We start from the raw sequence: 12,410 nt of genomic DNA on the forward strand, positions 1-12,410 counted from the left end.
TAAACTGGTTCATAGGGAAGACCTCTTTTCTAGGATTGGTTGTGGTGACTTAATTCTACCAAGAAAAGGTCTTCCTTTTTCGTCGTTTTATTCATTTACACAAAATATTTTATACTCTCATTCCAAATCAGGAACAAAAGGTTACAACAGAAAATAATAATAGCGGAAGTAGGTTTATTTTACTAAAAGATTTTAAAGTTGTTAAAGGTTTCTTTACAAAAAGTAGATATTTGTTATTAATATTTCTACTTTTTAACATTTCAATGGTACTAGTGTTTTCTCTAGACTCCCAGGAAGCAACTTATATTAAAAATAACCTTCTTACATCTGAAAGAGATTATGGCTTATTGATGAGCTTAGCTGGTATTGGTTCAATAATTGGTTCAGTATTAAGTACCTATATACCTGAAAAATTTAGTATTAAACACTATCTAGGAATAGGTAGTTCTATTGGAGCGTCGGGATATGTAGCTTTTTATTCTTCGATAAATATCATAATGGCTGGAATCAGTTTTATTATTTTAGGATTCTTTTTAGCTTACGCTTCAATTGGATATATAACTTTCTTTCAAAATAACGTCCCAAAAGAAACAATGGGTAGGGTTGGAAGTATTGTGGCGCTATTACAAGGATGTTTTCAAATAATTATAACTCTAATAATAGGGTATTTTTCATTAATAATATCATTAAAAATAGTTACTATTTCATTTTCGTTAATTGCTTTGCTAATATCCATTTCTTTATACATAATAATAATAAGGAGAAATGAAAACAGCGTTCATTTTTAATTTTGTTACACGATGGTTATTAAAAGTCGTCATCATTATAAATTAAAAGAATGGAGGAGCTTTATGAAAGAACTAGTTAGCAAATTAGATACAATATTTTTACAAGTAAATAACTTAAAGGATTCTCTAGAATGGTACCAAAAAATATTTAACCTTGAAATTGATTTTCAAGAAGAGAATTACATTGTATTAAAAGTTGGTGAAACTCCATTAACTTTAATGGAAGCAAAAGATGTAACAACAAACAAAGTATCTCGCCCCATCTTCTACTTTTACTCAAAAAATATAGAAGATATTCATGGTATTGTTTCAAAGAATGCTAAGGATTGTACTAAAATTAAATTTGAAGATGGTGTCCACTTTTTCGAATTTAAAGATAACGTAGGAAACCCCTTAGGTGTATGCTCATATTAATCACCCTATTTAAAGTGGTTCTACAATATATGTTGGGGTTTAAGAAAATTTGTCCAGTAAAAAACACGCAAACTCCTATTTTTGTTACACTTTGCTTAAATCCAACAGAAAACAAAAAGGAGTTAGTGGAAATGCATTCTAACATATTATTGCCAGGTTTAGGCGTATGAAGCATGTGTTTCATAAGAAGTATGAAGAATTGAGTGAAAAGCAGAACTGGTACTTGGATTATTATTTAAAACGATCGATTATTTACGACGAGCATATCGATTAAAAGAAGCGTATCGACCCAAATGCAAAGCTAGTCATGATTTCTTTTTGCCAGTTATGAAAGGTCTCTATGCCTTTTGAAATTCATGGATACCTGCGTCATAAAATTCGTATAAGCGATCTTTTAACTAAACAACGGCTATGGGAAGGTATTAACAATCAAACCAAAGTTATAAAACGCAATGCATTTAGATTTCGATGCTTCGATAACTTTCGAATGAAAGTATTGTTACATCTTCAATACAAATATATTAATACACGAGTAGCATAAATAGGAGTGGGCTTTTAATTACCACCCCAATATTTAACTTAGAACCTAAAAAACTAGGGAGGAAATTTTAAAAAGTCAAGATAAACTATTGATTATTTATTACTAACCTTAGACCATAATTCAAGCTTCGATTATATGGTGTAAGCAAACAGAAAACAATTTAAAAAAATCTATGTGGGAGGCGGTAATACATAATTATACAAAGCTATTTTATTTTGATGATTTTCCATAAACTGATTAGAAACCTTTGTGTTCTATCGGTTTTTTTGCTTTCATCTGCTCCAGTGTTTACAAAAAGCAACTAATTCTAGTTACAGAAATTAGGTTAGTTTTGGACATATTTTGAGAAAATGTTAGTATCACGGCGTACGATACGAGAAATTAGTGATAAGAAAATAAACAAACAATTTCTATCTAAATTACTAGATTTTGTGTAGGTATTCCTGGTAATACGATGGACGGATACGAGCTATTTAGTTTATCTTACACCAGGTATCACATAGGCTGTTTTCATTTCAATAGACATGAATGTGACTGTTGCTAAAAAATACCTTAACGGAAAAAGAATGAGATCCCCCAATTGTATTGTTACCATGTACCTTGATTATGCGGATAACCAAGTTGAAAGAATCAACCAATGTATGTAAAAGATTGAGAACACGTAAAATGCATTTTTCATGTTATACGAGAAAGATATTCTTGAAAATATTGGAAAGGGATGTAACCGTCAGTTAAATGTTACAGTTTTCGATAATTAATTTGTTTAGAATAAACATAGCAAAAAAGATTATTTTCAAGTAAATAGCCGGGAGTTTAGGCAAAAAAGAAACAAGCTAACCCTTGAAAAGTCAGCTTGTTTTACTTAAGTTGGCACCTAAATGCCCGATTCGTTCACCTAACATTCAAGGAGAAAAGCACTCCTTGAATGAAGTTTCACTTTATCTATCCTTTTAATTCTGAAATGATTGTTGCAATTGCGAAAAAACCAAATGCTAAAGCGGTAATTGCCGAAAATGCAATTGCTAAGAAATTTTTGAATTTAAGTTGACGTACGATAGATACAACTGCTAGTATAGCTACTAATAAAAATAATACCCCTAAGACGATATGCATAAAACTGATCCTCCCTTATACTTCCTAATTTGCTAATCTTGCTATAGGAAATCCATTTGTATTATTATGTAACTAGTCCGATTATATAACTTATTCTATAGTATTATATGCAGTTTGTCGAGGTAAATCAAGGATTTACATTTGAATGAGAGGAGAAAAGTAATTGAATATTGAAACTATGTCCTTAGGTCCATTAGGAACAAATTGTTATGTTGTACATGGAACAAAAGAAGCTTTGATTTTTGATCCAGGTGGTGAAGCTGATAAAGTAAAGGAGTTTCTTACTAAACACGAACTAACACCAATAGCTATTTTATTAACACATGCACATTTTGATCATATTGGTGCGGTAGATGAGTTGAGAAAGGCCTATCAGATTGATGTTTATCTTCATGAAGCAGAAGCAAGCTGGTTAGAGGATCCGCAAAAAAATGGTTCTTTATTATTCATGCAACAACAAGTACAGACAGAGCAACCGGACAGATTATTAGTACCTAAAAAAATGACCATCGGTGAATTTTCGATTGAGGTGATCCACACGCCTGGTCATTCTCCTGGCAGTGTTAGTTTTATCTTCCATGATGATAAGTTTGTTATTAGTGGTGATGTTTTATTTTATCAAGGAATCGGACGTACAGATCTTCCAGGTGGTAACTATGCTCAATTAGAAAAATCAGTCACAACTTCTTTATACACATTAGATGATAATTATACCGTTTTTCCTGGTCATGGACCGAAAACGAATATCGGATTTGAAAAGATAAACAACCCTTTCTTTACACTGTGATTGAAGCTTGTAAAATTCAAAAACAAAACCCTGCTATTCAACATATGTAAGCAGGGTTTTAGGATGTTAATTTCCGAATCCAGGTACAAGTATAAATTCCGAATACCATGTAAACCCAATAAAGAAAATGGTACAATAAGCTCCGAATAAATACATATACATTCGTTCAGATAGTTTCAAATAACCTAATGTTAAGAAAAAAGCCGTTTGAACAAGAAATAAAACTGCAGTTTTTTGCATATCGCCCACATAGAACATCACTGTAAATATCCCTGTCCAAAAGGCTAACCCACGAAACACTCGATCCATGTTATCCCCCTCCTTTTGGTAACCTTATCATAGACATTATAAACGAGGAAAATAAACTTGTAAATGAAAGTAATAAATCAAAAACATTGTATGGATCATTAGAATGTAGTTTTTGCTAAAAAAGTAATATTAGTCATAAATATATTGAGAGTGGCTTATAGAAGCTAACGGACCATGGAAATCGCTGTCATTTAACCCATCTAAGGTTCTATAAGACTCCCACTTTAAGAGTGATAGAGAATACAAAAAAGTCAAGTGGGAGATAACGGCACCTAAATGCCCGGTTCGTTCGGGTCGACAGTTCAGGGAGGACTACAACAGCGATACATTGCACGAAGAAAAAGTGCTTTCCTTTTTCAAGGACAGGGAAAGCTTCTTGACTAAGCATTGCGATTTTTCAAGGATAGGGAGGACTACAACAGCGAACATCGCACGAAGAAAAAGTGCTTTTCCTTTTTCAAGGACAAGAGGGACTACGACATCGATACATCGTGATTTTTCAAGAACGCCCGAGATTTTAGCCATTGTTCGTAGGGGGTGAAGGAAATTTCCACTGAATGAAGTTTCACTCTATTCGTTTTTTTGAACAACCACTATAACTTGTTGGTCAGTTAATAACTAATTATCTCAGCTTCTTTATTTATATTCATAAAACCTATCTGTTGGAATTTTGATTGTTCATCAAGCGTGACAGTAAACAATAGCCGATAACTATGTTCATCTAATCGAGTTATACGAACGGTCACCTCTCCTTGTGGCAGAGTGAAGGTTTCCTTGTCCAATTGTTCATTTTCTAATAGTTTTCGTTTCAATTTTTCTCTAGCTATTTGAATTAGTGTTTCCATTGTAACTTGGTCAATTTGGTTCTTTGTTATAGCTAAATTATTGTGATAATGGTGAATATTAGATGACATCAATACAATGACTAATGAAATAATGATTAAAACTAATGGCAACATAAAACCATGTTGGTTATTGGTAAAAAATAATTTCTTTTTCAAATTGTTCACCTTCTATCGTTGTGACCATTAATTGAATCCCATAAGGAAGTGAAATAAATTGTAAATGTTGTATATCTCGCAAGTATATTTCATGCCCCTTGCCATCCACTTGTCTACGTATAAGCTGTTGATACAGTTCGAACGAGGCGGTTGCTCCATCTTTTGTTGTTAGCTTTAATTTATTGGGATAAACTTGTAGTTGTTTCGCTTGAATGACTTCATTTCGCATAAATAAGAAAAACTGACCGACAGATAATTCTGATTGATCGCTTCTTTCTGTCACTACTTGAATTAAGTAGCTAAGGAAAGGTAAGCTGATTACTAATATCCCCATCATAAGCAAGGTTGTAATAAAGGTGAATCCTTCTTCATTATGGAAGGCCATATAAACAAATTTTTTCTTGTCGCTGCTTTGCATTTTTCCAATACGCACATCCTTTCAGGTATTCTTTTTCAGTGGAGATAGTAATTTCAACAGGTAATGTGTTTACCTTTATTTGGTATCTATTACGTTTAAGCCTTGTTGTCTGCCAAATAAATGGCTGTAATTGATCATGTAGTTCAAAAGTAACCATACGCCGATCGCTTAATATTTGCTTTTCTGTTTGCAAAAGAGATACAGCAGGGACAAAAAGGCCGATAAAGGTTAGTAAAATACTCGTGGCAACAATTACTTCTATTAGGGTGAAGCCATTATTTTTCTTCAACGCGAAACCTGCCTTTACCGAATGCGAAAATAATTTTATATCGCTTTGAGGGGGAAGAGATGAAAAATGAACGTGGATTTTTAAAATTACCATTAGCTTCAAATTCAATGATCCTTGATGTCGTACTATTAATGCTGAAGCCTTCAGGTAAATCAACTTCCTTAATAATACGTGCAGATTGTAGAATGTAATAACGTGTTTCAGACAAGAGAATAGAAATGCCACTTGGTGTTGTAGCTGCCAAGTGTTGGACCATCATAACATCAGACTCTAATTTACGAATAACACTTGCACTCTCCACATTGTATAAAGCTGATAGAATAGGCGGAGTGCTTAAACTTATTAAGATCATAAAAATACTTAATACAATTAACATTTCGACTAAAGTAAACCCCTGCTTATCTTTAGTTGGGTACACGAACTTTTCCTGATTCTCTATCATATACTAACTCCTTATTCCCATTACATGTTTTTTGTTCTTCGTTCAGATACTCGGGTATCATTGCGTTTAAACTGCTAGGATAGCGATTCTTTTCAGCATGATACGTGTCTACCTGCGCTTGTACTACTGATACGAGAGCATCACAGCCTTTATGATTTACTTCTTTACTTCGCTTTCCTAGGTTTGGAATAATAAGAATAATTAGCACGGATATAATCATAAGCACAATTAACATCTCAATCAACGTAAAAGCGTCATTTTTTTTCAACATTGCAATGTCTCCTTTAGATCGTTTTAATCAATTGAAACATCGGCCACATCAGTGTCAAGTAAATAAATAAAACAAAGCAGCCAATAATAATAAAAAAAACGGGTTGAATATATGTCATCATGCGGACTATTTTTCGTTCTGTTTCTTCCATAAGTACTTCAGCATAAACCATTAAATCCATTTCAAGTGTTTCCGTATTATTGTTTTTTTGGAATATGTCTGTAAGTGGCTTTTCTAAAAAACGGAATTGCGAAAGTAACGTAGAGAGATGTCGCCCTTCTGATAGTTGATTGATCATTAATGATGAATAATAGGAAATGATTGGCTGTTTTTTTTGCTTCGCCATCTGTTCCAGGATATCTTTAAAGGAAAGACCCGTTTTAATCAATGTGCTAAATTGGCTGGCAAACATGAAGGAAGTTTGCAATCTTAAATAACTGCGATAAAAAGGTATACGTTCGTATAACTGTATTTGTTTATCCATTTCCAGTCGATGTCGATGAATTTTCCAAAAAACGGAAATGACGAATATAACCAGCAGAAGAACAATTAATAAAACTCCTAATAAGTCAATAATCCATAAAGAAACGACAAGTATTGGAGAAGACCCGGGTGTCCCTTTATAAAGCTCAATAAATGAAGGGATAACAATTTGCTTTAACACAAATAGGATAGGTACAAAAATAATGAACAGAATGATTGGATAGCGAATAACATGTTTAAATTTACGTATATATGTTTGGCGTCGTTCAAACATGTCGCAGCAGCGTTTTATATTTTCCTGCAGATTTTGATTAGATTTCGTAAAAGAGAGGTAACCGGTAATCGAGGGGTGAAACGAGGTTAATTGCAGCGCTTGATCTAATGATTTTCCATAAGTTAGTATGTTGATGATTTCTTTAGCCGAATAACGGAGCTGCTTATCCCAGCTAATTACTTCAAGTGCTTCTATCAGCGGGTATCCAGTTTCTAAAAGTCGATTTAGTCGTTTAAGCAAACGTAATTGCTCATCTTCAGTTAATTTATTCTTGGAGGTCAAGAAATGTTTCTTTAGTAATGAAGCCATAAGCAAACGCCTTCTTTCGTAAATGAGTAAAGGAATGATATTTTTTGATTTGCCAATTTACATCCTTTTGGAAATAAGTGGAAAGTAATGACTCATCTAATAACTCCAGTATAGCGGCTCGTTTAAGCCCATGCTTTACGGTTTCAAACGGAATTAATTGAATAGAAGCAATGGCAATTAATGCTTGTTGCAGATCAGTCATCATTAATCCAAGACTTTTTAATCGATATAATGTCCCTAATGCATGAGAAGCATGGATTGTGCTCAAGACAAGATGTCCTGATAAGGAAGCTTCAAGTGCAAATTTAGCTGTCGGGGAGTCGCGAATTTCACCAACCATAATAATATCGGGATCGTGCCTAAGTGCTGCTTTAAAACCGGATTGATAAGTGATTCCTGCTTTTTCGTTTATTTGGACCTGTAAAACCTGTTCAAGATCTTTTTCAATGGGGTCTTCTAATGTAATAGTTTGAAAAGATTTCTGTCGTTGTAAAGCATGAAGAATTGCATATAACATGGTTGTCTTTCCACTTCCAGTTGGTCCATTAATCAAAATTAAGCCAGATCGTCTTGTGATCCATGATAATAAGTGATGAAGTTGATTGGGAAATAAAAAAAGTTGGTGAAGAGAAAGCCCTTCTTGTTGAGGAAGTATTCGGATTGCCAAGCTTTCCATTTGCTTAACAGGTAAGGTGGACAAGCGAAGATCGAAGAATTGATCTGCAAATTGAAACGTAATAGTGCCATTTTGCGGTTTTCTTGTTTCCCCAATATCCATTGCAGATGTAAATTTGTAAAATGTCAACAAAAGTTGATAAGTAGAGGTGGGAATAGTTTTATAAAAAATTCGGTTCCCTTGGATTCGTAAATAAATATCCGTTTGTTTGGACAAAGGGGAGAAATGAATGTCGGAAGCGTCTTGACCAATTGCATACTGAAGGATTTTTTTCGACATAGTTTCTGCGGGATTCAAAAACGATTTCACCTCCTTTATTTGCTTAATCTGTATATTCGACAAGAAAATATAAAACCCTTCTTTTTTTAAAAACTTTTTTGTTATAGGGCTTTTTTGTTTGGTAAAGCTAATAGTAAACTGTTCGATAAAGGAGGGGTAGGATGTCAACAAAGGATTATATTGAATTTGTTACGATGCAAATAGTGACTTATTTAGATTTGCCTGCTGAAGAAAAAAAGCAGCGTCGACAGAAAAAACGAATCCCTAATACAGCCTATATCCATCATTGGTTTGGTATTTTACCATTTTCGTTTCGCATCATGCTTCATAAATACAAAAAGCAGGCACGGTAATCTTGCCTGCTTAAGCGATGTCCATCGTTAAATAAAATAGTCCACCATTTACCACTTGATACGTAATTTGCGGTTGGTATCTTTTGGTAATTTCCTCTAGTTCCCGTTCCATCTGGTCATCTTCTGTATCCGTTTTATAAAAGTGTTCAAGTAGCTTGACTTCTTCCTCTAATGCTTGTAACGAGTCAACCGCCCAACCATGATCTTGACTTTCTACATATTGGTCGAGAACAGTCTCAATCCGCTTATAGCCGCTTTTTAGCTTAATCATTGGAGAAAGCGTATAACAAAAGTCAGAAATCGTTGTATTCAAAGGAAATTGCGCTAATGTTTGCATCATGTCTGATTTCATGGTGCCGTTAATTAAATTTAAGCCGATAGAAAATAGTTCATCTCGTTTATATTTTCCTTTATAGCTTATTTTTATATTGGTAACGAGCCATGGATAAAGTGGGGTATGGACGATAGGTGTTATTTGTTGAAAAAGCTTTGTATATTTTTCGTTTTCTTGTAAATACCGAATAATTTGTTGTAAACGCGGGCTTCCAAAATGAATCCATTCCCCTTTTTCTTCTCGTTTGTGTGGATTTGTTATCAATGTTAGCTGCATAGGATCACCAGGATATCCCATTTTTTTTATATAATGCCAGTAAAAAGGGCGATTCATAAGAACTTTATCCATTTTCTCTGTTAACTGAATCGTTATTATTCCATCATCATTATGAAGAATTTTACAGTTATTAGCTTGAAAAAATGAGATCAGAAATTTATTTAAATGATTACGCATCGCCATATTGTTGTTCCTCCTGATTCGCTGTGTTATGTGCTGTTTGAATAACCGCAGATAAATTATGGAGCTTTATTTTTGCTTCTCCAGTAGTAGCCGATTCAGCATAAATCTGTTCAATTTCTTGTTCAAGGTCATGGATGGACAGTTCTGATAATATTGCATCTAAATCGCCAATAACTTGCTCAAACAGGTGAATTTTTTCATACAACAGTTTCATAATATGTTCCTCCACCGTATCTTTGATAGCAAAATTATATATATGAACATCTTTATCCTGGCCATAACGATGAATTCGACCAATTCGCTGTTCTAACCGCATCGGGTTCCATGGCAGGTCATAGTTAATCATATAGTTGCAAAATTGCAGGTTAATTCCTTCACCACCTGCTTCTGTAGCAATTAATACTTGGGCATGATGTTGAAAAAGCTGGCGCATCCAATCCTTTTTACTGCGTTTAAAACCTCCTCGGAAAGGAACAGAAGAGATGCCGTGTTGCTGTAAATACCATTGCAAATAAAATTGAGTTGCTCTATATTCCGTAAAAATAATCACTTTTTCATCGCCGATTTGGCGAATTAGATCAACTACTTTTTCCGCTTTTTTATGGTGAGGTAATTGTTCAATTTTTTCTGTGATTTGCTGAAATACATCTAATTCCGGTTTTTCTGCTAGCATTTTTTTAAGTGATAAATAACAAGCCTCTCTAGAAGAACAGAATTCACGGAGTAACGTAATCTTAGAAAAGGCTGGAAGTAATGCACTGCTATTTTCTAACCATTGATAAACCTCAGCTTCTTCTTTCGAGAATTCTGTCCATATGGTTTCAATATTTCGTTTTACTTGATTTAAGCCAGTATCTTTTCTTGTATTTCTTACCATTACCTTTTTTACAAGTTGCTTTAAGTATAGATCTTGCTTCATATTTTTACGGTCGTTACCATAGCTCTTAACAAAAGAATCATAATTACCTAGATGTCCAGGCTTTAAAATGGAAACGAGATTAAAGATTTCTATTAATTCATTTTGCACAGGGGTTGCAGTTAAGAGCAGGCAATACTTTTTCTTTAATGAACGAACAAAAGCATAATTTTTCGTTTTATGATTCTTTAATTTATGAGCTTCGTCTACTAAAACAAAATCATAGTCCATACCGAGAATTGTACTTCGATGTGGCTCACGTTTTGCTGTATCTATAGATGAAATAATAATATTACCTTGCTCCCAGCTCATGTTTTTCCGATAAGCAACTGCAGGGATATAAAATTTTTCATTTAATTCTTTTTCCCATTGATTGACTAATGAAGCGGGAACAAGAATTAGTGCTTTGTTCACTAAGCCACGAATCATATATTCTTTTAATACTAATCCAGCTTCAATTGTTTTTCCAAGCCCAACTTCATCAGCCAAAATAGCTCTGCCATTCATTTGTTCAATAACTTGCTCTGCTGTATGGATCTGGTGTTTTAAAAACTCCATATGTGGTAAGAATTCCAATGCTCGTAACCCTCTAAAATAAGGAGACATAGTAGTTTGCTCGGCTTCATAGGCCATTCTAAATAGCTCCCAGGACGAGAGAGAGGTGTTTTTTTCGAGTCTATCCTCAAGTTCTTCAATAAAAGCTGTATCTTTATCTAAATAAATGGATTTCATCGTATACTTCCTTTTTCTATAGATTATTCAGGTTATCGATTTTATCTTTCTAAATATGTGGTATAATAATACACAGTAAAAAGAGAGGCTTCATTGCCGATAAGGTATTACATAGTATAACCAAAACGTTAATTTTTCATAAAAGCGAATGAATACAAGGGGAGAGCTTACGAATGCGGAAATGACTCTTACCGCTATGTAACGCCGAAGGAGCAAGTGAAAGCGAATCTCTCAGGCAAACAGACTCTTGTAGGACGCGACTCTGGAGAGAGTTTACAAGGATGTAAACCACCCACGAAGCAAATACCAATATGCTATTGGTATGCAACTTTCTGGTAGCAGGACAGAGATTTCATTTCATGCAATGGATCTCTGCTTTTTACTGTCTAGAAAAAATATCCTTTTTTACTTAATGGATATTTTTGAAATGGTAGCTTTGTCTAGCTGATGAATAAACTTCGATCTCTGCTTACGATTAAGTTAACATTGACTCGAATCTATCTAAAGGAAGGCCGACTAACAACGGGCTTGTCGCTCAGGCGTCGGCATATCCCTGTTTTAGAGGCATGTTTTCTTTATCCCGAATATAAGGATCCGTATTTCTCTCATTTGAAAAATCTGTTTATTAGTTTACGAACTTTATGAGAGGGATCCTAAATTCCCGATTCGTTGAAGGGCCTTTAGGTCATACCCTTGTGGTACTAACATTCAAGAAGAAAAGTACTCCTTGAATGAAGTTTCACTGTATCCCGGATGTAAGGATCCGTATTTTTCTCCTTCCTAAAATGTGCTAATAAATATTGCGAACACGATGAGAAAAACGGCTCCTAAATCCCCGATTCGTTTAACTAACATTCAAGGAGAAAAACACTCCTTGAATGAAGTTTCACTGTATCTCGCCAGAAGTTTTGCCGTTTGTACATTGCTAACCAATCTACACTTTTGTTCCACTATAGGAAAGTATAAAATTTTTAGAGTTTATCCCGCATGTAAGGTGCCGTAAGATTCCCACTTCAAGAGCCTTTAGTTGATACAAAGGGTCAAAGTGGGAGAAAACGTCACCTAAATGCCCGATTCGTTCAACTAACATTCAGTAGGAGAGGGAAGAAAACTCCTACTGAATGAAGTTTCACTTTATAGTATAAGAAAAACTACAGCTTTCGCTAAAGACTTGGCGACAAGCCAAGTTTTTCTAACTGTCTAAACATCGAAATGGCATTGT

General features: G+C 34.3%; 15 protein-coding genes, 1 pseudogene and 2 riboswitches. Of the genes and pseudogenes, 5 read left to right on the plus strand and 11 right to left on the minus strand.

The window, feature by feature from the left end; genetic code table 11:
- The first annotated feature begins 119 nt into the window (after positions 1-119).
- The 3 genes and pseudogenes from KQI21_RS00005 to KQI21_RS17005 all read left to right on the plus strand — a co-directional run.
- Complete coding sequence (locus KQI21_RS00005) at positions 120-788, plus strand: MFS transporter (protein ID WP_373687613.1); 669 nt, start codon at positions 120-122, stop codon at positions 786-788.
- Between the two features lie 63 nt (positions 789-851).
- Positions 852-1,202, plus strand: a complete 351-nt coding sequence (locus KQI21_RS00010) for a VOC family protein (protein WP_216481974.1) — start codon at positions 852-854, stop codon at positions 1,200-1,202.
- 412 nt (positions 1,203-1,614) lie between these two features.
- A pseudogene (locus KQI21_RS17005) lies at positions 1,615-1,743 on the plus strand (transposase); the annotation flags it as partial.
- Between the two features lie 942 nt (positions 1,744-2,685).
- Here the strand turns inward: KQI21_RS17005 and KQI21_RS00025 are convergent.
- The gene (locus tag KQI21_RS00025) at positions 2,686-2,856 is read right to left on the minus strand and encodes a DUF2759 family protein (protein ID WP_077320859.1); all 171 of its coding nucleotides are present in this window, start codon (positions 2,854-2,856) and stop codon (positions 2,686-2,688) included.
- Positions 2,857-3,019: 163 nt separating this feature from the next.
- Here KQI21_RS00025 and KQI21_RS00030 point away from each other — a divergent pair, with 163 nt between their 5' ends.
- Positions 3,020-3,643 carry an MBL fold metallo-hydrolase gene (locus KQI21_RS00030; RefSeq protein ID WP_216481976.1) on the plus strand — a complete coding sequence of 208 codons (624 nt, stop codon included), beginning with the start codon at positions 3,020-3,022 and terminating at the stop codon, positions 3,641-3,643.
- A gap of 66 nt (positions 3,644-3,709) precedes the next feature.
- Here the strand turns inward: KQI21_RS00030 and KQI21_RS00035 are convergent, their stop codons facing one another.
- From KQI21_RS00035 to comGA, 8 genes are all read right to left on the minus strand, one after another.
- Positions 3,710-3,952 carry a DUF2626 domain-containing protein gene (locus KQI21_RS00035; RefSeq protein ID WP_216481977.1) on the minus strand — a complete coding sequence of 81 codons (243 nt, stop codon included), beginning with the start codon at positions 3,950-3,952 and terminating at the stop codon, positions 3,710-3,712.
- Positions 3,953-4,563: 611 nt separating this feature from the next.
- Positions 4,564-4,953, minus strand: a complete 390-nt coding sequence (locus KQI21_RS00040; RefSeq protein WP_216481978.1) for a competence type IV pilus minor pilin ComGG — start codon at positions 4,951-4,953, stop codon at positions 4,564-4,566.
- Entirely contained in the window at positions 4,925-5,371 is a 447-nt protein-coding gene (locus tag KQI21_RS00045) for a competence type IV pilus minor pilin ComGF (protein WP_216481979.1), read from the minus strand. The genes KQI21_RS00040 and KQI21_RS00045 overlap by 29 nt, the downstream gene beginning before the upstream one ends.
- Positions 5,325-5,660: a type II secretion system protein gene (locus tag KQI21_RS00050; protein ID WP_216481980.1), complete on the minus strand. Its 336-nt coding sequence runs from the start codon at positions 5,658-5,660 to the stop codon at positions 5,325-5,327. Before KQI21_RS00050 ends, KQI21_RS00045 begins: the two co-directional genes overlap by 47 nt.
- Positions 5,647-6,102 (minus strand): competence type IV pilus minor pilin ComGD, encoded by a 456-nt coding sequence (comGD, locus tag KQI21_RS00055; RefSeq protein WP_216481981.1) that lies wholly within the window; start codon positions 6,100-6,102, stop codon positions 5,647-5,649. The genes KQI21_RS00050 and comGD overlap by 14 nt, the downstream gene beginning before the upstream one ends.
- A complete protein-coding gene (comGC, locus tag KQI21_RS00060; RefSeq protein ID WP_216481982.1) occupies positions 6,065-6,373 on the minus strand; it encodes a competence type IV pilus major pilin ComGC in 309 nt (102 codons plus the stop codon). Before comGC ends, comGD begins: the two co-directional genes overlap by 38 nt.
- Positions 6,374-6,386: 13 nt before the next feature.
- The gene (gene comGB, locus KQI21_RS00065) at positions 6,387-7,439 is read right to left on the minus strand and encodes a competence type IV pilus assembly protein ComGB (protein WP_216481983.1); all 1,053 of its coding nucleotides are present in this window, start codon (positions 7,437-7,439) and stop codon (positions 6,387-6,389) included.
- Complete coding sequence (gene comGA / locus KQI21_RS00070; RefSeq protein WP_216481984.1) at positions 7,396-8,412, minus strand: competence type IV pilus ATPase ComGA; 1,017 nt, start codon at positions 8,410-8,412, stop codon at positions 7,396-7,398. Before comGA ends, comGB begins: the two co-directional genes overlap by 44 nt.
- Positions 8,413-8,555: 143 nt before the next feature.
- Between comGA and KQI21_RS00075 the strand changes: the two genes are divergently transcribed.
- Positions 8,556-8,747, plus strand: coding sequence for a YqzE family protein (locus KQI21_RS00075; protein WP_216481985.1), 192 nt, complete (start codon positions 8,556-8,558; stop codon positions 8,745-8,747).
- A gap of 10 nt (positions 8,748-8,757) precedes the next feature.
- On the opposite strand, the gene KQI21_RS00080 is transcribed toward KQI21_RS00075, so the two are convergent.
- Together KQI21_RS00080 and KQI21_RS00085 are read right to left on the minus strand one after the other, a co-directional pair.
- Positions 8,758-9,540, minus strand: coding sequence for a YqhG family protein (locus KQI21_RS00080; RefSeq protein ID WP_216481986.1), 783 nt, complete (start codon positions 9,538-9,540; stop codon positions 8,758-8,760).
- The gene (locus KQI21_RS00085) at positions 9,527-11,188 is read right to left on the minus strand and encodes a DEAD/DEAH box helicase (protein WP_216481987.1); all 1,662 of its coding nucleotides are present in this window, start codon (positions 11,186-11,188) and stop codon (positions 9,527-9,529) included. Before KQI21_RS00085 ends, KQI21_RS00080 begins: the two co-directional genes overlap by 14 nt.
- Positions 11,189-11,336: 148 nt before the next feature.
- Positions 11,337-11,445: riboswitch (glycine riboswitch) on the plus strand.
- 3 nt (positions 11,446-11,448) lie between these two features.
- Positions 11,449-11,537, plus strand: a riboswitch (glycine riboswitch).
- The last annotated feature ends 873 nt before the right edge of the window (positions 11,538-12,410 follow it).

It is taken from the genome of Virgibacillus proomii, from assembly GCF_018916875.1.
Lineage (GTDB): Bacteria > Bacillota > Bacilli > Bacillales > Amphibacillaceae > Virgibacillus > Virgibacillus proomii_B.